Here is a 16,860-nt window from a genome sequence, read left to right as displayed (position 1 = left end):
CCGTCCGGCGCAGCTATCAGTCGCGCGAACCATCGAGGCGACCCATGGCCGACGAAACCCCTCCAGTCGACGAGATGCACTACGAGCAGCTGGCGCAGGACGCCCTGCGCGGCGTCATCCGCTCGGCGCTGGAACGCGCCGCCCTGCCCGAGGGCATTCCCGGGGCGCACCATTTCTACATCACGTTCAAGACGCGGGCGCCCGGCGTCAGCGTGCCGCCCGACGTCATGGCCAAATATCCGGACGAGATGACGGTCGTCCTGCAACATCAGTATTGGGACCTGAAGGTCGAGCCGACGAAATTCTCGGTCATGCTGAAGTTCGGCGGCATGCCGAAGGTCCTGGCCATGCCCTATACGGCGGTCACCCGCTTCTACGATCCGTCGGTGCAGTTCCTGCTGCAATTCGAGGCCCCGGCCACGGTCGAGGACATCGCCGCCGAGGTCGCCGCGGCCGAGCCGGTCCGCCCCGAACCTGTCGAGACCGGCGACGAGGGCCCCAAGGTCGTCTCGCTGGACCAGTTCCGGAAGAAGTAGCCTCTTCCCCTTCCGCACGCGTCGGCTAACCTCGGCCGGTCGGAACCGGGGAAGCGGTCATGGGACGGGCGTTGGTCATCGTGCTGGCGGTGTGGATCGCCCTCGTCTCCCCTGCGGCGGCCCAGACCCCGCGGAGCCAGCCCGGCCGGTTCGAAGGCTGGACCTCGGCCATCATCGCCGCCGACTGGCGCGACGGCCGCGGCCGGCCGATCCAGGCCTTCGACAATGCGCGCCGCGATCTGGTGAAGGGGTTTCTCGCCGCCGGCTTCCCGCGCGCGACCATGGTCGACTACAGTCTGAGGCCGGACGCGCCCGATCCGGCCACGGCCGAGGGCGTGCTGGACGGTCTTTACGAAGCGGCGGCGCGAGGGAACGCCGGCTGTCTGCTGTATTTCACCTCGCACGGCGTCCCCACGGCCATGGTGTTCGGCGACGCCCCGCGCATGACGCCCGACATGATGGTCAACATCGTCCGGCGAGCCTGCGGCGCGCGGCCCACGGTTGTGATCGTCTCCGCCTGCTATTCGGGAATTTTCGTCAACGGCCTGTCGGCCCCGAACCGGATGGTCCTGACCGCCGCCAGTCGCGAGCGGACGTCGTTCGGCTGCGGGGCGGACGAGACCTATCCGTGGTTCGACGGCTGTGTACTGGAGACGCTGCCGACGGCGACGGACTTCCTCGCGCTGGCGGCGGGAGCGCGGGCCTGCGTGACGCGCAAGGAACAGGAACACGGGGTCGATCTGAGTTCCGAGCCCCAGCTGTTCGTCGGCTCCGAGATGCAGCTGCGTCTGCCGACGCTGCGGTTCAGCCGATCGACAGGCGCGGGAAGACCCGGATCGTGATCCGCTCGCGCTCGCCCTCGCGCCGTTCGACCAGCAGGCGGGCGACCTGGGCGTCGTCGTGGAACAGATAGCCCTTGATGGCGTCCAGCAGGGCCTTGGCCAGGTTGTCCAGATCCATCCACGGCGGATCTCCGACATGCTCCATCAGGATCTCGACCGTGTAGTCGCCGTATGACGGGCGCGACGACCATTCCTTGCGCATGAATTCATAGACCAGCGGCTTGTAGTATTTGGCCTGGGTGGTCAGGCCGTCGATGGTGATCTCGACGGCGTCGCCGACCTCGCGGGCGCGGACCTTTCCGATGCCGATCCAGCCTGCGGTCATTCAGCCGTCCTCGCCCCAGCGCCTTGTTCGCGCGCGGCCCCGTGCTACACCGCCGCGCACTGTCCCGCCACGTCCGATGAGCCCCGCCGACCATGACGAACCGCACCGAAACCGACACCTTCGGCCCCATCGAGGTCGCCTCGGACCGCTACTGGGGCGCCCAGGCGCAGCGGTCGCTGGGGAACTTCAGGATCGGCTGGGAAAAGCAACCCCTGCCGATCGTCCGGGCCCTGGGCGTCGTCAAGCGCGCCGCGGCGGAAACCAATATGGCGCTGGGCAAGCTGGACCCGAAAATCGGCGAGACCATCGTCTCGGCGGCCAATGAGGTCATCGCCGGCAAGCTGAACGACCATTTCCCGCTGGTGGTCTGGCAGACCGGCTCGGGCACCCAGTCAAACATGAACGCCAATGAGGTGATCTCGAACCGGGCGATCGAGATGCTGGGCGGCGAGATGGGATCGAAAAAGCCGGTCCACCCCAACGACCACGTCAACATGAGCCAGTCGTCGAACGACACCTTCCCCACGGCCATGCACGTCGCCTGCGCCGAACAGGTGGTCAACGACCTGATCCCGGCGCTGAAGCATCTGCATGCGGCGCTGGAGGCCAAGGCGAAGGCCTGGGCCCACATCATCAAGATCGGCCGCACCCACACCCAGGACGCCACGCCCCTGACCCTGGGCCAGGAGTTCGGCGGCTATGCCCAGCAGGTCGCCAACGGCATCGAGCGAATCGAACTGACCCTGCCGAAGCTGATGGAGCTGGCCCAGGGCGGCACGGCCGTCGGCACCGGGCTGAACGCCCCGGTCGGTTTCGCCGAACAGGTGGCCGAGCGGATCGCCGCCATCACCGGCCTGCCCTTCGTCACCGCGCCCAACAAGTTCGAGGCCCTGGCCGCCCATGACGCCATGGTCTTCACCCATGGGGCCATCAACACGGTCGCCGCTTCGCTGTTCAAGATCGCCAACGACATCCGCTTCCTCGGCTCGGGCCCGCGTTCGGGCCTCGGCGAACTGGCCCTGCCGGAGAACGAGCCGGGTTCGTCGATCATGCCGGGCAAGGTCAATCCGACCCAGTCGGAGGCCCTGACCCAGGTCTGCGTCCAGGTGTTCGGCAACCACGCGGCGGTGACCTTCGCCGGCTCGCAGGGGCATTTCGAGCTGAACGTCTTCAATCCGGTGATGGCCTACAACTTCCTGCAGTCGGTGCGGCTGATGGCCGACGCGGCGGTGTCGTTCACCGACAACTGCGTGGTCGGGATCGAGCCGCGCGAGGACAACATCAAGCGTGGTCTCGACAACTCGCTGATGCTGGTCACGGCGCTCAACGGCAAGCTGGGCTATGACGTCTGCGCGAAGATCGCCAAGACGGCGCACAAGAATGGAACCACCCTGCGCGAGGAGGCGGTCGGCGGCGGCTATCTGACCGACGCCGAGTTCGACGAGGCGGTGCGGCCGGAGAAGATGATCTCGCCGGGGTGATCGGCGCCTACCCCGGGTTGGTGGCGATAAGCCGGGTTTCGGGTTAGGCTGTCGTCCATGGGCAAGGTCGAGCTGAATATCGGCATCGAGCCGGAACTGGTCGAACAGGCCCAGCGGCTCGGCCTCTCCATCACCGGCATGAGCGAGGTTCAGCTTCGGCTGCATCTGCAGAAAATCGATCCGGCCGGCGCCGAAGCGCGGGCGAAGCGCTGGGCGGAAGAGAACGCCGAGGCGATCAAGGATCACAACCGCCGGATTCGGGAACGAGGCCTCCTTTCGGATCATTTCCGGACTTGGTGATGCGTCAGTTCGACGTCTTCGAGAACCCCTCGCCAGCGGCCCGGCGGTTCGCACCCTACCTCGTCGTTATGTCGTCCCATCTGCTGCTGGATTTCGACGATGCAGTTGTCGCCCCGCCTGTAAACGACAGTCAGGGAACCGTTCCGGGTCTGGAGCTCGACATCGATCTGAATGGCGAGCCGCTGGTGCTGGTGATTTCCGAGATGGCCGGCGTGGAGGGACGGACCTTACGCCGCCAGGTGGGAACACTGGTCGCATGCGAGGATGCCACCCGCCGCGCGCTCGACCGGCTGTTCACCGGCTTCTGATCATGACCGCCCTCACCCGCCCCTACTGGATCGAGGCGCGCTTCGAGCGGCGCGAGGGGTGGGACGACGGCGTCTATCCGTTCAACCTGCCGGTCCTCAAGGCGCTCGAGATCCTGGTCTTCCATCCGCGGGTGACCTTTCTCGTCGGCGAGAACGGCGCGGGAAAGTCGACGCTGATCGAGGCCCTGGCCATCGCCTGGGGCTTCAACGCCGAGGGGGGATCGCGGGACCACCGGTTCTCGACCCGCGCCTCGCATTCGCCTTTGCATCGCTTCATCCGGCCGGTGCGCGCGCCGGTAAAGGCGAAGGACGGCTATTTCCTCAGGGCCGAGAGCTTCTTCACCACCGCCAGCTATGTGGAGGCGTCCGGCACGGGCCGGGCCGGCCAGACCGGCCTGCACGAGCAGTCGCACGGGGAGAGCTTCTTCAACCTGTTCGACAACCGCTTCATGGGCGACGGGCTCTACATCCTCGACGAGCCGGAGGCGGCGCTGTCGCCGACCCGGCAGCTGTCGTTTCTGGCGCGGATGCACGAGCTGGTGCTGCGAGGGTCGCAGTTCATCATCGCCACCCATTCGCCGATCATTCTCGGCTACCCCGACGCGTGGCTCTATCAGGCATCGGCCGATGGGCTGGAGCGTGTCGCGTATGAGGACACCGAGCATTTTCAGGTGACCCGCGGTTTCCTGAACCGCCGCGAGACCTATCTCGACGTCCTGCTGGCCGACGACTGAACCTAGGGCTTGTCGCGGATCGTGCGGCCGATGGGGGCGAGCGCCAGCTTGGCCAGCTCCAGATCCTTGAGGGCGAACGGGATGCCGATGATGGAGATGAACTCGGCAACGGCGATGATCAGATGCGACAGGGCGATGTACCAGCCGGCGAAGATGAACCAGACGACGTTCAGCACGAGGCCGAGTCCGCCGGTGCCGATGTCGTGCTGGCCGGTGAATTCGTCGCGCCAGACCACCTCGCGTCCGAACGGCCAGAAGGAATAGCTGGCGATCCGCCAGGCGGCGAAGGTCCAGGGCAGGCCGACCACGGTCAGGGCCAGGATCGCGCCCCCGAACAGCCACAGCAGGCCGGACAGCCAGCCTCCGAAGACGAACCAGAGCAGGTTGAGGATCAGGCGGATCAAGGCGGACGTCTCCACGCGTCCCATGCGGACGCCCGCCATAGATAGGACGAAGGCCCCGCCGATATCAGCGGGGCCTTCGTGAATTCGCGGTAAGCCGGGTGGGTCTAGTGTTTCTCGGTCCAGCGGGCCTTCGCCTCGTCGCGGGTGAGGTTCAGGTGCACGTGCTCGCCGACGTGATGGACCCAGCTGACGGGAATCATATGGTGTTTGAAGCCGCCGGCGAGATCCAGCTTGGCCAGTTCGATCTGGTCGCCGATGACGTGATCGACGCGGCCCACGTGCTCGCCGTCCGAGCCGACGACTTCGAGGTGTTCGCGGATTTGAGACGGGTCTACCATGGGGAGCTCCTGACGGGTTTCGCTGTCGGGAATAATCGCCCGATCGACGGTCGGGTTGCATCGCGGAGACCGGCATGGGCGAGGTCGTCAATCTGAACAAGGCGCGCAAGGAGCGCGCGAAGGCCGAGGCCAGGGCCGCCTCCACGGCGAACCGCGCCAGCCATGGGCGTTCGAAGGCGGACCGCGCGGCGGCCGACAAGGAGCGCGCCCGAATTCAGCGGCTGCTGGACGGATCGAGACTGGAGGATTGAGGCATGGCTGACCCGCGTCAGGACCCGCGCATCAGGCACGGCCTGATCCCGATTCTGGTCGCCATGCGGGTCAAGGCCGAGCGCGAGCGGCGGACGGCGGAAATGGCGAAGAAGGCCGAGGCCCCGAAGAAGCCGAAGCGCGGCTGGTTCCGCTAGCTCGAGACCCTGGGCGCGCGGATCAGCAGCGCCTGACCCGACAGCACCAGCATCAGGCCGGCCAGGGCCGTCCAGCCGAAATGGGCGCCCTCGAACAGCACGGACACCAGCATGGCGATCGGCGGCGTCAGGGCCGAGATGTAGCTGGCCATGGCGTAGCCGATGGTGCGGGCGATGGTGAAATAGAGGCCGAAGGCGATGACCGAGCCGAAGACGGACAGGTAGAGCAGCGAGCTGACGTAGGTGAAGGTGGGGTCGATGCGGAACTCGACCCCCGTGGCCAGGCCAAAGAGCGCCAGCAGGCCGGTTCCGTAGGCCATGGCCCAGGCGGTCGAGGGAATGGCCGCCGAACCGCGGGTCTGGCCCCGCCAGGCGAAGAAATTGCCGAAGGCCGAGGCCGTGGTGGCGATCAGGGCGAGGCCGACGCCGAGGGCCGCCCGGTCGTCGAAACCCGCGCTGAGCACCTCGCCGCCCGACAGCACGGCGACGCCGACCAGGCCGAGAACCGCCCCGCCCCATGAGGCCGCGGCCGCCTTCTGCCCGGCGGCTAGGCGGAAGAGAACGAGGTTGAGGAAGGTCAGGGAGGCGAAGGTGACGGCCACGATGGCCGAGGCCACATGGCCTTCGGCGGCGTAGGTGAAGCTGTAGCTGATCGAGAAGGCGAAGAGCCCCTGCCCCAGGGCCGCCAGATGCTGGGCGCGCGTCAGGCGGAGGTTCTGCCGTGCGATCAGGCAGCCGAGGAACAGGACGATCGACGCCAGGCCGAAGCGCCAGACGATCGAGGCCAGCGGCGGCACCGATCCCAGCTGCAGGGTGATGGCGTACCAGGTGGTGCCCCAGATCATGGCGCAGATGATCACGCCGCCGATCCCGAGAAGCGTGGTCCGGGACAGGGGTGGGCGCGCGACGGGCGCGATTTCGACCGGGGAGGACATGCGCCGCAAATGAACCGCGTCGGGACGCGACACAAGCCGGGTTATCCGCGCCTGCCACAAGGCGACCTTGTGCCAGCTGAAATCGCGGTCAGCCGCGGAGCTTGAGTCCGGCGCGGACCTCTGCGGGCACCGACTGATAGACGGTCGGCGGCCGGATGCCGAGCCGCGCGCGGACGGCGTCCAGCGGCTGTTCGAACAGGGCTTCATAGTCCAGTCCGGGCAGCCAGCGGGCGGCCTTGCCGTTGCGCCAGGCCTGCCAGACGGCGCGCCGCGCCGGCACCGACCGCGCCTCGCGCTGGATCTCCCGCGCCGCGCCCCAGCCGATGAAGGCGAAGCCGAGGTTCCGGGTCTGGCCGTAAGAGAATGACACGACGCAGGCCTCGCCGAGGGCGTCCGTCTCATAGCCGGTGAGGACGTGCCAGATGTCGTGGATGTCGCGCAGGCGGCGCGAGTACCAGACGACCGGGTGCGGGGCGTCGATGAAGGGCACCACCTCGCGCTCGACCTCGGCCAGGCCGTCGGCGGTGAAGCCGCGGGCCTCGCGGAAGGCCCGGTAGTGCGCCCCGACCGTGCCGGGCCCGAACCGCGCCAGCCAGACGGGATCGTCCAGCTTGTGGGCCAGTTCCTCGCGCAGGAAGGCCTGGCGCCCGCCTTCCATGGTGGACAGCATCCGCTGGTAGCCTCGCGAGACCGACCGGCCGCTGAGGGCCTGCATGATGCGGAACACCTGTACGGTGTCCTCCTTGTCGCGGATCAGTCGGCGAAACGCCTTCAGCGCCGCCAGCGGGCGCAGCCGCTCGGAGCGGACCTTGCGGAAATCATCGGTGGCGGCGGCGGTCATGGTCATGGCGGGATCCGGGAGGATGGCGCAGTGTAGCGAAAGCGGCGTCCCGGGGGAACGGGACGACGTAGCTTGGGTGAACGTCGATAATATTGCTTGAAGGCCCCGTAATGCCGTCTCCCCCTTCTGCGGCGCCGACCCCCCGGCTTCAGTCCCTCGCCCTGGCCTGGCCGCCCCATGAACTGCGCCAGGAGGACGTCGCCGCCAACGGGGCCGAGATGTTCGCCACCACCCACGGCGGCTTCGAACGGCTGGCCCCGATCTATCGCAACGCCCGGATCGAGACGCGGCACTCCTGCGTGCCGATCGAGTGGTATCTGAAGCCGCACAGCTTCTCCGAGCGCAACGATCTGTTCCTCGAGAACGCGGTCACGGTGCTGGCCGAGGCCGCGGACAAGGCGCTGGATCAGGCCGGGCTGGAGGCGGGCGACATCGACGCCATCGTCGTGGTCTGCACGACCGGCATCGCGACGCCGGCCCTCGACGCGCGGCTGATGCAGGTGATGCCCTTCCGGCCGGACGTGCGGCGGCTGCCGATCTTCGGACTGGGCTGCGCCGGCGGGGTCGTGGGACTGGCGCGGGCGGCGGATCTGGCGCGGGCGCGGCCTGACGAACGGTTGCTGTTGCTGGTGGTCGAACTCTGCGCCCTCACCTTCCGGGCGCAGGACCGGTCCAAGAGCAATCTGGTCGCCACGGCCCTGTTCGGCGACGGCGCGGCGGCGGCCGTGATCAGCTGCCGCGACGACGCGACGGGACCCGCCCTGGGCGCCAGCCGCGAACACACCTGGCCCGACAGTCTCGACGTCATGGGCTGGGACGTGGCCGACGACGGGCTCAAGGTCGTATTCAGCCGCGACATCCCGGCCCTCGTCCAGAATGACTTCAGGCCCGTGGCGATCGACTTCCTGACGAGCCAGGGCCTGACCACGGCCGACGTGGGCGGCTTCGTCTGCCACCCCGGCGGGGCCAAGGTCATTGACGCCCTGGAGGCGTGTTTCGACCTGCCCGAGGGCGCCCTGACCCACACGCGGGACGTCCTGCGCGACCACGGCAATATGAGCGCGGCCACGGTGCTGTTCGTGCTCAGGGCCATGCTGGACGACGGGACGAAGGGGCCGCTGCTGCTGACGACCCTGGGGCCTGGCTTCACGGCCGGACTGATGCTGGTGCATGCGTGATGTGGCTGTGGCTGGTGCTCGGCCTGGTCGCGGCGCAGCGGCTGTGGGAGCTGTGGCTGGCGGATCGCAATACGAAACGGTTGCTGGCCGAAGGCGCGATCGAGGTCGGCGCGGGCCACTATCCGCTGTTCGTGATCCTGCACGCCAGCTGGCTGGCGGCGATCGCGACCGTCACGCCGTGGTCGACGGTCCCCGATCCCCGCTGGCTGGCGCTGTATGTCGTCCTGCAGGCCGGCCGGCTGTGGGTGATCGCGACGCTCGGGCCGTTCTGGACCACGCGCATCATCACCCTGGCCGGCGCGCCCCTGGAGACCCGCGGCCCCTACCGCTTCCTCCGCCATCCCAACTATGTGGTCGCCTCGCTGGAAATCCTCGTCCTGCCGCTGGCGTTCGGCCAGGTCTGGATCGCACTGGTCTGGAGCCTGGCCAACGCGCTACTGGTCGGCTGGCGCATCCGGGTGGAGGATCGCGCCTTGCAGGACCGCCGCGGCCGATGCTGAAAAAACGCTCCGTCTCCCTGTCCGGCCATGCGACCTCGGTGGCGCTCGAGCCCGCCTTCTGGACCGTGCTGGACGCGATCGCGGCCACCGCGGGCCTGTCGCAGGCCGGCCTGATGAAGCGGATCGACGAGCGGCGGGGACGCACGCCCCTCGCCTCGGCCTGCCGGCTCCTGGCGCTGGCCTGGGCGGGCGGGGATCGGTCTTTCGCCGAACAGGAGTCTCCCGATTGACAGCCGCCGGGGTTGGCGCATCCTTCTTCCCGGAGGCGTCGTCATGGCCAATGAAAAACTGATCCCCGCCGCGGTCATCGGAGGCCTGCTGGCCCTCGGCATGCTGGGCGGCGGCGCCCTCATCGGACAGGGGATCGTCAACGCGCGGGTCGGCGACCGGGCTGTCAGCGTCCGCGGCCTGGCCGAGCGCAATGTGAAGGCGGATCTGGCCGTCCTGCCGCTGCGCTTCACGGCGTCCGGCGACGTGCTGTCCGAGGTGCAGGGCCGCATCGACGGCGATCTGTCGATCGTACGGACCTTCCTGACCGCCCAGGGCTACCCGGCCGACGCCGTGTCGCTGGGCCGGCTTGAGGTCGCGGATACGCGGTCGCGCGAATACGCCAACCAGACCGGCGGGCCGCGCTTCATCCTCGCCCAGACGGTGATCGTGCGGACGACCGACGTGGACCGGGTCCAGGCCACCACCCGCGCCCTCAACGATCTCGTGCGGCAGGGCGTGGTGTTGCAGGACTTCACCGGCCCCACCTATGTCTTCACGAAGCTGAATTCGGTTCGCCCGGCCATGATCGCCGAGGCGACAGCCGCCGCCCGCACCGGCGCCGAGCGGTTCGCCCAGGATTCAGGCGCGCCGCTGGGGCCGATCCGGCAGGCGACCCAGGGGTCGTTCGAAATCCTCGCCCGCGACGAGATCGGCGACGAAAGCCAGTCCCCGGACAAGAAGGTCCGGGTCGTGACAACCATCAGCTACCGTCTGCGCTGACGGATCAGTTTTCCGGCACGCGTTCCGGGCCCGGGACGGTCGGCGGTTCAACCGAGGGCATGTCGGGCAGGTCCGGAACCTTGGGCGCGTCCGGCAGGGTGGGCCGCGGCAGGTCGACATCGATGTCGACGTTGGTGTCCTTCGTTCCGCTGGCGCCGCCTTGCGAGAAGACGACGAAGGCGATGACGAGCACCACAACGACGAGGCCGCCGACCAGCAGGCCGATCCAGCTGCTGCCGCCGCCGCTGCGCGCGGGGGGATTGTTGATGGTGGTGTGATGAACCTCGGTCCGCGGCGTGGGTTCGACGGGCGGCGGAATGTTGGGATCTGTCATCGGTCAGTTCGCGCTCGGCACGGCCGGGGCCGAGACTTCGGGCAGGTTGACGTCGACGTTGACGTCCTTCGTCTCGGGGGCGCCGCCGCGGGCGAAGACGAAATAGGCCACGATGGCGAGGACGACGACGATGCCGCCGACGATGAAGGCCAGGCCGGCGTTGCCGCCGCCGCTTCCGGTGTTGTTGATGTTGTCGGCCATGGAAGACCCCTTCCCTGATTGCTGATGCAGCCGGAACGACGGTCACGCTTGGCGGTTCCGCGACCGGAGGCGCACGCCGACGCTGACATATGGCTCCGTGCCCCTTATGTTCCGCCGATGAGTCTGCCTGACGCCCCCGCCCCCCGCATTTCCGACCTGGCCCGTTCGCGCGGCCCCAATGGCGTGGAGCCGTCGGCGCCCGACTATCTGGCCGGGCTCAATCCCGAACAGCGCGAGGCGGTCGAGACCGTCGACGGCCCGGTGCTGGTGCTGGCCGGGGCCGGCACGGGCAAGACGCGGGTGTTGACCACCCGGCTGGCGCATATCCTGGCCACCGGTCGGGCCCGGCCGTGGGAGCTGCTGGTCGTCACCTTCACCAACAAGGCCGCGCGCGAGATGCGCGAGCGGATCACCCATCTGATCGGCCCCTCGGCCGAGGGACTGCGCTGGCTGGGCACCTTTCACAGCGTCGCGGCCCAGATCCTGCGCCGGCACGCCGAACTGGTCGGGCTCAAGTCGACCTTCACCATCCTGGACACGGACGATCAGGAACGGGTCTGCAAACAGCTGCTGGAGGCCGCCAACCTCGACACCAAGCGCTGGACGCCRCGTTCGCTSAGCGGCCTGATCGACCACTGGAAGAACCGCGGCTGGACGCCGGACAAGCTGCCGCCGTCCGAGGATTTCGCCAACGGCAAGGGCCACAGCCTGTACGCGGCCTATCAGGCGNCTTGGGCGGTCAGGGCGGCGGTGCGGGTGGTCTCGAAGGCACCGACGATCAGGAGCGGGTCTGCAAACAGCTGCTGGAGGCCGCCAACCTCGACACCAAGCGCTGGACGCCACGTTCGCTCAGCGGCCTGATCGACCACTGGAAGAACCGCGGCTGGACGCCCGACAAGCTGCCGCCGTCCGAGGATTTCGCCAACGGCAAGGGCCATGCGTTGTACGCGGCCTATCAGGCGCGTCTGGTCAGCCTGAACGCCTGCGACTTCGGCGATCTGTTGCTGCACAATCTGACCATCCTGTCCCAGCATGCGGATATCGCGGAGGAATATCGCCGTCGGTTCCGCTACATCCTGGTCGACGAATACCAGGACACCAACGTCGCCCAGTATCTGTGGCTGCGGCTGTTGACCTCCTCGACCGGCAACGTCTGCTGCGTCGGGGACGACGATCAGTCGATCTACGGCTGGCGCGGGGCCGAGGTGGACAACATCCTGCGCTTCGAACGCGACTTTCCCGGAGCCAAGGTCGTAAGACTGGAGCGCAACTATCGGTCTACGCAACACATTCTCGGCGCCGCGTCCGGCCTGATCGCCGCCAATCGCGACCGCTTGGGCAAGACCCTGTGGACCGAGGATCTGAGCGGCGACAAGGTCCGGGTGCGCGGCGTGTGGGACGGCGAGGCCGAGGCCCGGCTGATCGCTGACGAGATCGAGACCGCCCGCCGCGCCGGCGTCCCCTACAGGGACATGGCCGTGCTGGTCCGGGCCTCGTTCCAGATGCGCGCGTTCGAGGAGCGGTTCGTGCTTCTTGCCGTGCCCTACACGGTCATCGGCGGGCCGCGCTTCTTCGAACGGGCGGAAATTCGCGACGCCCACGCCTATCTGCGGCTGATCCTGTCCGAGGACGACGACCTGGCCTTCGAGCGGATCGTCAATGTGCCCAAGCGCGGCATCGGCGACACCAGCGTGCAGAAGGTGCTGCAGATCGCCCGGCTGTCGGGCGTGTCGGCCATGGCGGCGGTCCGCGACCTGATCACTTCGGACGAGCTTCAGGCGCGGACGCGGACGGCGCTCAGCAACTTCGTGCGCGACATCGACCGCTGGCGGGCCCTGGCCCAGACCACGACCCACTGGGAGCTGACCGAGGCCGTGCTCGAGGAGAGCGGCTACACCGACATGCAGAAGGCCGATCGCGCCACCGGCCAGACGCGTCTGGACAACCTCAAGGAGCTGACGCAATCCATGCAGCAGTTCGAGACCCTGCCCGCCTATCTGGAGCACGTCTCGCTGGTCATGGACCTCGACCGGGGCGGTTCCGACGACGCGGTGCAGATCATGACCCTGCACGGGGCCAAGGGGCTGGAGTTCCCGCTGGTCTTCCTGCCGGGGTGGGAGGAAGGGGTCTTCCCGAGCCAGCGCAGCATCGACGAGAAGGGCGAAAAGGGTCTCGAGGAGGAACGCCGCCTCGCCTACGTCGGCGTCACCCGGGCCAAGTCGGACGCGCGCATCAGCTTCGCCGCCAACCGGCTGGTCTACGGCCGCTGGACCTCGCAGCTGCCCAGCCGCTTCGTCGACGAACTGCCCATGGCCCATGTCGAGGCCGAGAGCGACACCGGCTATTATGGCGTCACCCCCGGCATGAAGGACGCGAAGAGCCGCTGGGACGACATGCCCACCTTCGGCAGCGGCTATTCCTCGCCGGGCTGGAAGCGGGCGCAGTCGTTCACGGCCGGGCGGGCTCCGGCGGCGAAACCGGCGCGGCATACGCTGATCGAGGGCGACGGGCGGCTGTTGGCCACGGCGGACCCGAAGGCCGGCGGGAATTGGTCGAAGGGCGAACGGGTGTTTCACCAGAAGTTCGGCTACGGCCTGATCACCGGCATCGAGGGCAACAAATTGCTGGTCGCGTTCGAGAAGGCCGGGGAGAAGAAGGTGATCGACAGCTTCGTGGAGAAGGTCTGACCGGTCGACCGGAGTGCGGACCGGCGGCGGGCCTAACCCGCCCCAACCCTTCGTTAAGCCTGACGCCCGACTCTGCACGCGTGCGCGAATCCCGTCCAGACACGGTCCTGATCGAGCCCGCCCCCAGCCTGTGGGAACGGGTGATCTGCATCGGCCTCATCGCCATGCTGACCGGCGCCCTGATCGGGCCCGTGTTCGCGCCGCTGCAGGAAGAGACGCCGGTGCTGCGTCTGGTGTGGCTGCCCGCCTATGCGGCCATCTTCGGCATGGCGGCGTATCGGATCGACCGGATGTGGCGGGCCTGGCCGGCGATGCTGGCCATGCTGTCCGTCGTCGGCCTGGCCTTCGCCTCGAAATACTGGTCGATCGACTATGAGACGACCAGCCGGCGGGTCCTCGCCCTGGCCATCAGCGGCGTGTTCGCCCTGTATCTGGGCGCGGTGTTCCGGGGTCCTCACCTGCCGCGGCTGCTGATGCACGCCGCCCTGGTGATGGCGGTGGGCAGTCTGGCGATGGTCTTCGCCTTCCCCTCGATCGGCGTGCATCAGGCCGATAACGCCGGCCTGTGGCGCGGCCTCTGGTACGAGAAGAACCAGATGGGGGCGGTGATGGTGATCGGGGCGACGGCCGCCGCCGCCTGCCTGGCCTCGCCCGACCCGCGCCGGCTGCTGCCCGCCCTCACCCTCGGCCTGGCCTCGATGCTGGTGCTGGCCACCCAGTCCAAGACCTCGCTCCTGTGCCTGATCGTCGGCCTCGGCCTCGTCGGCGGTTTCTGTTCGCTGAAGCGCGGCGGCGCGGCGTTCAGCGTCGTGGCGATCTGGGTCGCCGTCGTGGTGGCAGGACTGGGCATATGGACGTGGGAAACCCATTCGGTCGCGGTGCTGGAGGCGCTGGGCAAGGACCCGTCGCTGACCGGCCGGACCGAGATCTGGGACAGCCTGATGCGCAAGGTCGCCGACCGGCCATGGACCGGATACGGCTACGGCGCCTTCTGGGGACGCGTGGGGGAATCGGTCCCCGCCGACTGGGTGCGCAAGGAGACCGGCTGGACCGTGCCCAGCGCCCACAACGGCTGGATCGACCTGCTGGTGCAACTCGGCTGGCCCGGGGCGGTGCTGGTCGGCGTGCTGATGGCCGCGACGGCCCTGATCGCCGTTCTGCGCTCCATGGGATCGGGCGTGCGCGAGGGCTGGTGGGGGCTGGGCTTCCTGGCCGCCTTCTTCGTGCTGAGCCTGTCGGAAAGCATCCTGGTGCAACACCAGAGCCTGCCCTGGGTGCTGTTCCTGGCGGTCCTGACCCGCGCCGTCCTGCCCTCGCCCGCCCCGGTCGCCGTTCCGCTTGTGGAGAAGCGGCGCGGGGCCTACCAGACCGGCTCCCGAATCGCCGCACAGTATCCGCATGGGCCAGTCCGATCCCGCACCGTCGTTTCTCGATGACCTCTTTGGAGGGCCGCCTGCCGGCGCGCCCGATCCCGACCCCGCGCCCGCCAATGATCCGGCCTTGACGCCCCAGGCCGCCGCGCCGAAGCCGAACCCCGAGCCGGTCAGCGCCCCCACGCCCGCCCCGTCCGCTCCGCCGGTCGCCGGCAACTATTCGGCCTCCTCCATCGAGGTGCTGGAAGGCCTTGAGCCCGTCCGCAAACGCCCCGGCATGTATATCGGCGGCACCGACGAGCGGGCCCTGCACCACCTGTTCGCCGAGGTCCTCGACAACGCCATGGACGAGGCGGTGGCCCGCCACGCCAGGCTGATCACCGTCGATCTGGACGCCGAGGGCTGGCTGGCCGTTCGGGACGACGGCCGCGGAATTCCCGTCGATCCCCACCCCAAACATCCAGGCAAGTCGGCGCTGGAAGTGGTCATGACCGTCCTCCACTCGGGCGGCAAGTTCTCGGGAAAAGCCTATGAAACCTCAGGCGGTTTGCATGGCGTCGGTGTCAGCGTCGTCAATGCGCTGAGCGAACAGCTGGACGTCACCGTCTGGCGCGACGGCCATGAGTGGAAACAGTCGTTCAGCCGCGGCCTGCCGCTCGGCTCCATCGTTCAGGGTCTGCCCTCGAAGAAGAAGGGCACCCTGATCCGGTTCAAGCCGGACGAGGAAATCTTCGGCGTCGGCGCGGCCTTCAAGCCGGCGCGGCTGTTCCGCATGGCCCGGTCCAAGGCCTATCTGTTCCGCGGCGTCGAGATACGCTGGACCTGCGCCGCCGAACGCATCACCGACCACACCCCGACCGAGGCGGTGTTCCACTTCCCCAACGGCCTGGCCGACGCCCTGGCCGAGCGGATCGGCGATCTGGAGACGGTCACCCCGGCCTTCTCGGGCCGCGTCGAGCGCAAGGGCGAGGCCGGCGCCGTCGAATGGGCCGTGACCTGGTCCCCGATCGGCTTCGGCGAGGCCGACGGCTTCGTCTCCTCCTACTGCAACACCGTCTCGACCCCGGATGGCGGCACGCACGAGGCCGGCTTCCGCGCCGCCCTGGTCAAGGGCCTCAAGGCCTATGGCGAACTGACCAACGAGAAGCGCGCCGGCCTGATCACGGCCGAGGACGTGATCGCCAACGCCGGGGCCATGATCTCGGTCTTCATCCGCAATCCCGAGTTCCAGGGTCAGACCAAGGACCGCCTCTCCTCCCCCGACGGCCAGCGTCTGGTCGAGCAGCTGATGCGAGATCCGCTGGACCACTGGCTGACGGAAAGTCCTAAACAAGCCAACACCTTGCTGGGCTTTGTTATCGAGCGGGCCGAGGATCGGCTGAAGCGGCGCAAGGACAAGGAGGTCCAGCGGGCCCAGGCCACGCGCAAGCTGCGCCTGCCCGGCAAGCTGTCGGACTGCTCGCGCCAGTCGGCCAACGGCACCGAGCTGTTCATCGTCGAGGGCGACTCGGCCGGCGGCTCGGCCAAACAGGCCCGCGACCGCACGACCCAGGCCATCCTGCCCCTGCGCGGCAAGATCCTGAACGTCGCCTCGGCCACGGCCGACAAGCTGCGCGCCAACATCGAACTGTCGGATCTGGCGCTGGCGCTGGCGCTGGGCGTCCAGCCCGGCAGCCGGTTCAACATCGACGACCTGCGCTACGAGCGGATCGTCATCATGACCGACGCCGACGTGGACGGGGCGCACATCGCGGCGCTGCTGATCACCTTCTTCTACCGCTCGATGCCCGAGACGATCCGTCAGGGCCGGCTGTTCATGGCCCTGCCCCCGCTCTACCGGATCAGCGCGGGTCCTCTGAGCGAGTACGCCCGCGACGACGCCCACCGCGACGAGCTGATCGCCACGGTGTTCAAGGGCAAGAAGGTCGAGATCGGCCGGTTCAAGGGCCTGGGCGAGATGATGGCTTCCCAGCTCAAGGAAACCACCATGGACCCGAAGAAGCGCACCCTCGCGCGGGTCACGGTGCCGGAGTCCGAGGACGAGATCGAGGACCTCGTCGAACGCCTGATGGGCCGCAAGCCCGAGGCCCGCTTCCAGTTCATCCAGGAAAACGCGCGGTTCGCGGTGGCCGACCTGGACGTCTAG

Annotated in this window: 22 protein-coding genes and 1 pseudogene; 16 read left to right on the top strand and 7 right to left on the bottom strand. The window is 68.3% G+C overall.

The window, feature by feature from the left end:
* Positions 1 to 44: 44 nt before the first annotated feature.
* Together ASD25_RS04455 and ASD25_RS04450 are read left to right on the top strand one after the other, a co-directional pair.
* Entirely contained in the window at positions 45 to 536 is a 492-nt protein-coding gene (locus tag ASD25_RS04455) for an SspB family protein (RefSeq protein WP_055830528.1), read from the top strand.
* Positions 537 to 595: 59 nt separating this feature from the next.
* The gene (locus ASD25_RS04450) at positions 596 to 1,378 is read left to right on the top strand and encodes a C13 family peptidase (protein ID WP_055830530.1); all 783 of its coding nucleotides are present in this window, start codon (positions 596 to 598) and stop codon (positions 1,376 to 1,378) included.
* Here ASD25_RS04450 and ASD25_RS04445 read toward each other — a convergent pair.
* The gene (locus tag ASD25_RS04445) at positions 1,341 to 1,703 is read right to left on the bottom strand and encodes a RusA family crossover junction endodeoxyribonuclease (protein WP_055830532.1); all 363 of its coding nucleotides are present in this window, start codon (positions 1,701 to 1,703) and stop codon (positions 1,341 to 1,343) included. The two genes, ASD25_RS04450 and ASD25_RS04445, sit on opposite strands and share 38 nt — an antisense overlap.
* A gap of 92 nt (positions 1,704 to 1,795) precedes the next feature.
* Here ASD25_RS04445 and fumC point away from each other — a divergent pair, with 92 nt between their 5' ends.
* From fumC to ASD25_RS04425, 4 genes are read left to right on the top strand one after another with little or no spacing between them, the layout of a single operon-like run.
* Positions 1,796 to 3,184, top strand: a complete 1,389-nt coding sequence (fumC, locus tag ASD25_RS04440; protein WP_055830534.1) for a class II fumarate hydratase — start codon at positions 1,796 to 1,798, stop codon at positions 3,182 to 3,184.
* Positions 3,185 to 3,241: 57 nt separating this feature from the next.
* A complete protein-coding gene (locus ASD25_RS04435) occupies positions 3,242 to 3,484 on the top strand; it encodes a type II toxin-antitoxin system CcdA family antitoxin (protein WP_055830537.1) in 243 nt (80 codons plus the stop codon).
* A complete protein-coding gene (locus tag ASD25_RS04430; protein WP_055830539.1) occupies positions 3,484 to 3,792 on the top strand; it encodes a CcdB family protein in 309 nt (102 codons plus the stop codon). The genes ASD25_RS04435 and ASD25_RS04430 overlap by 1 nt, the downstream gene beginning before the upstream one ends.
* Before the next feature lie 2 nt (positions 3,793 to 3,794).
* Positions 3,795 to 4,526, top strand: a complete 732-nt coding sequence (locus tag ASD25_RS04425) for an AAA family ATPase (RefSeq protein WP_055830541.1) — start codon at positions 3,795 to 3,797, stop codon at positions 4,524 to 4,526.
* 2 nt (positions 4,527 to 4,528) lie between these two features.
* Here the strand turns inward: ASD25_RS04425 and ASD25_RS04420 are convergent, their stop codons facing one another.
* The gene (locus ASD25_RS04420) at positions 4,529 to 4,930 is read right to left on the bottom strand and encodes a YccF domain-containing protein (protein WP_055830713.1); all 402 of its coding nucleotides are present in this window, start codon (positions 4,928 to 4,930) and stop codon (positions 4,529 to 4,531) included.
* Positions 4,931 to 5,034: 104 nt separating this feature from the next.
* Positions 5,035 to 5,268 (bottom strand): DUF2171 domain-containing protein, encoded by a 234-nt coding sequence (locus ASD25_RS04415; RefSeq protein WP_055830544.1) that lies wholly within the window; start codon positions 5,266 to 5,268, stop codon positions 5,035 to 5,037.
* Positions 5,269 to 5,342: 74 nt separating this feature from the next.
* Here ASD25_RS04415 and ASD25_RS29135 point away from each other — a divergent pair, with 74 nt between their 5' ends.
* Together ASD25_RS29135 and ASD25_RS30155 are read left to right on the top strand one after the other, a co-directional pair.
* Entirely contained in the window at positions 5,343 to 5,519 is a 177-nt protein-coding gene (locus tag ASD25_RS29135; RefSeq protein WP_082560113.1) for a DUF4169 family protein, read from the top strand.
* 3 nt (positions 5,520 to 5,522) lie between these two features.
* Complete coding sequence (locus ASD25_RS30155; RefSeq protein WP_156376973.1) at positions 5,523 to 5,675, top strand: hypothetical protein; 153 nt, start codon at positions 5,523 to 5,525, stop codon at positions 5,673 to 5,675.
* On the opposite strand, the gene ASD25_RS04410 is transcribed toward ASD25_RS30155, so the two are convergent.
* A complete protein-coding gene (locus tag ASD25_RS04410; RefSeq protein WP_055830718.1) occupies positions 5,672 to 6,610 on the bottom strand; it encodes a DMT family transporter in 939 nt (312 codons plus the stop codon). The genes ASD25_RS30155 and ASD25_RS04410 overlap by 4 nt on opposite strands.
* Positions 6,611 to 6,698: 88 nt before the next feature.
* The gene (locus ASD25_RS04405; protein WP_055830545.1) at positions 6,699 to 7,457 is read right to left on the bottom strand and encodes a Coq4 family protein; all 759 of its coding nucleotides are present in this window, start codon (positions 7,455 to 7,457) and stop codon (positions 6,699 to 6,701) included.
* 104 nt (positions 7,458 to 7,561) lie between these two features.
* Here ASD25_RS04405 and ASD25_RS04400 point away from each other — a divergent pair, with 104 nt between their 5' ends.
* From ASD25_RS04400 to ASD25_RS04385, 4 genes are read left to right on the top strand one after another with little or no spacing between them, the layout of a single operon-like run.
* Complete coding sequence (locus ASD25_RS04400) at positions 7,562 to 8,629, top strand: type III polyketide synthase (protein WP_055830547.1); 1,068 nt, start codon at positions 7,562 to 7,564, stop codon at positions 8,627 to 8,629.
* Positions 8,629 to 9,129 carry an isoprenylcysteine carboxyl methyltransferase family protein gene (locus tag ASD25_RS04395; protein ID WP_055830549.1) on the top strand — a complete coding sequence of 167 codons (501 nt, stop codon included), beginning with the start codon at positions 8,629 to 8,631 and terminating at the stop codon, positions 9,127 to 9,129. Before ASD25_RS04400 ends, ASD25_RS04395 begins: the two co-directional genes overlap by 1 nt.
* Positions 9,123 to 9,359: a ribbon-helix-helix domain-containing protein gene (locus ASD25_RS04390; RefSeq protein WP_055830551.1), complete on the top strand. Its 237-nt coding sequence runs from the start codon at positions 9,123 to 9,125 to the stop codon at positions 9,357 to 9,359. Before ASD25_RS04395 ends, ASD25_RS04390 begins: the two co-directional genes overlap by 7 nt.
* A gap of 43 nt (positions 9,360 to 9,402) precedes the next feature.
* Entirely contained in the window at positions 9,403 to 10,119 is a 717-nt protein-coding gene (locus ASD25_RS04385) for an SIMPL domain-containing protein (protein ID WP_055830553.1), read from the top strand.
* 4 nt (positions 10,120 to 10,123) lie between these two features.
* On the opposite strand, the gene ASD25_RS04380 is transcribed toward ASD25_RS04385, so the two are convergent.
* Positions 10,124 to 10,453, bottom strand: a complete 330-nt coding sequence (locus ASD25_RS04380) for a hypothetical protein (protein ID WP_235561757.1) — start codon at positions 10,451 to 10,453, stop codon at positions 10,124 to 10,126.
* 3 nt (positions 10,454 to 10,456) lie between these two features.
* Positions 10,457 to 10,654, bottom strand: a complete 198-nt coding sequence (locus ASD25_RS04375) for a hypothetical protein (RefSeq protein ID WP_055830555.1) — start codon at positions 10,652 to 10,654, stop codon at positions 10,457 to 10,459.
* A gap of 117 nt (positions 10,655 to 10,771) precedes the next feature.
* Here ASD25_RS04375 and ASD25_RS04370 point away from each other — a divergent pair.
* The 4 genes and pseudogenes from ASD25_RS04370 to ASD25_RS04355 form a co-directional block, all read left to right on the top strand.
* A pseudogene (locus ASD25_RS04370) lies at positions 10,772 to 11,383 on the top strand (ATP-dependent helicase); the annotation flags it as partial.
* Position 11,384: 1 nt separating this feature from the next.
* Positions 11,385 to 13,341: ATP-dependent helicase (locus tag ASD25_RS04365; protein WP_156389185.1), on the top strand; the 1,957-nt coding region annotated here is incomplete at its 5' end.
* Positions 13,342 to 13,421: 80 nt separating this feature from the next.
* The gene (locus ASD25_RS04360; RefSeq protein WP_055830558.1) at positions 13,422 to 14,777 is read left to right on the top strand and encodes an O-antigen ligase; all 1,356 of its coding nucleotides are present in this window, start codon (positions 13,422 to 13,424) and stop codon (positions 14,775 to 14,777) included.
* Complete coding sequence (locus tag ASD25_RS04355) at positions 14,740 to 16,860, top strand: DNA topoisomerase IV subunit B (RefSeq protein ID WP_082572189.1); 2,121 nt, start codon at positions 14,740 to 14,742, stop codon at positions 16,858 to 16,860. The genes ASD25_RS04360 and ASD25_RS04355 overlap by 38 nt, the downstream gene beginning before the upstream one ends.

It is taken from the genome of Brevundimonas sp. Root1423 (assembly GCF_001426805.1).
The sequence above is the reverse complement of the archived record's forward strand: the minus strand, read 5'-3'. Positions and strand labels throughout refer to the sequence as shown.

Coding starts and splice junctions, on each gene's coding strand:
- ASD25_RS04455 (WP_055830528.1), top strand. CDS start 45: ATGGCCGACGAAACCCCTCCAGTCGACGAGATGCACTACGAGCAGCTG.
- ASD25_RS04450 (WP_055830530.1), top strand. CDS start 596: ATGGGACGGGCGTTGGTCATCGTGCTGGCGGTGTGGATCGCCCTCGTC.
- ASD25_RS04445 (WP_055830532.1), bottom strand. CDS start 1,703: ATGACCGCAGGCTGGATCGGCATCGGAAAGGTCCGCGCCCGCGAGGTC.
- fumC (WP_055830534.1), top strand. CDS start 1,796: ATGACGAACCGCACCGAAACCGACACCTTCGGCCCCATCGAGGTCGCC.
- ASD25_RS04435 (WP_055830537.1), top strand. CDS start 3,242: ATGGGCAAGGTCGAGCTGAATATCGGCATCGAGCCGGAACTGGTCGAA.
- ASD25_RS04430 (WP_055830539.1), top strand. CDS start 3,484: ATGCGTCAGTTCGACGTCTTCGAGAACCCCTCGCCAGCGGCCCGGCGG.
- ASD25_RS04425 (WP_055830541.1), top strand. CDS start 3,795: ATGACCGCCCTCACCCGCCCCTACTGGATCGAGGCGCGCTTCGAGCGG.
- ASD25_RS04415 (WP_055830544.1), bottom strand. CDS start 5,268: ATGGTAGACCCGTCTCAAATCCGCGAACACCTCGAAGTCGTCGGCTCG.
- ASD25_RS29135 (WP_082560113.1), top strand. CDS start 5,343: ATGGGCGAGGTCGTCAATCTGAACAAGGCGCGCAAGGAGCGCGCGAAG.
- ASD25_RS30155 (WP_156376973.1), top strand. CDS start 5,523: ATGGCTGACCCGCGTCAGGACCCGCGCATCAGGCACGGCCTGATCCCG.
- ASD25_RS04410 (WP_055830718.1), bottom strand. CDS start 6,610: ATGTCCTCCCCGGTCGAAATCGCGCCCGTCGCGCGCCCACCCCTGTCC.
- ASD25_RS04405 (WP_055830545.1), bottom strand. CDS start 7,457: ATGACCATGACCGCCGCCGCCACCGATGATTTCCGCAAGGTCCGCTCC.
- ASD25_RS04400 (WP_055830547.1), top strand. CDS start 7,562: ATGCCGTCTCCCCCTTCTGCGGCGCCGACCCCCCGGCTTCAGTCCCTC.
- ASD25_RS04395 (WP_055830549.1), top strand. CDS start 8,629: ATGTGGCTGTGGCTGGTGCTCGGCCTGGTCGCGGCGCAGCGGCTGTGG.
- ASD25_RS04390 (WP_055830551.1), top strand. CDS start 9,123: ATGCTGAAAAAACGCTCCGTCTCCCTGTCCGGCCATGCGACCTCGGTG.
- ASD25_RS04385 (WP_055830553.1), top strand. CDS start 9,403: ATGGCCAATGAAAAACTGATCCCCGCCGCGGTCATCGGAGGCCTGCTG.
- ASD25_RS04380 (WP_235561757.1), bottom strand. CDS start 10,453: ATGACAGATCCCAACATTCCGCCGCCCGTCGAACCCACGCCGCGGACC.
- ASD25_RS04375 (WP_055830555.1), bottom strand. CDS start 10,654: ATGGCCGACAACATCAACAACACCGGAAGCGGCGGCGGCAACGCCGGC.
- ASD25_RS04355 (WP_082572189.1), top strand. CDS start 14,740: ATGGGCCAGTCCGATCCCGCACCGTCGTTTCTCGATGACCTCTTTGGA.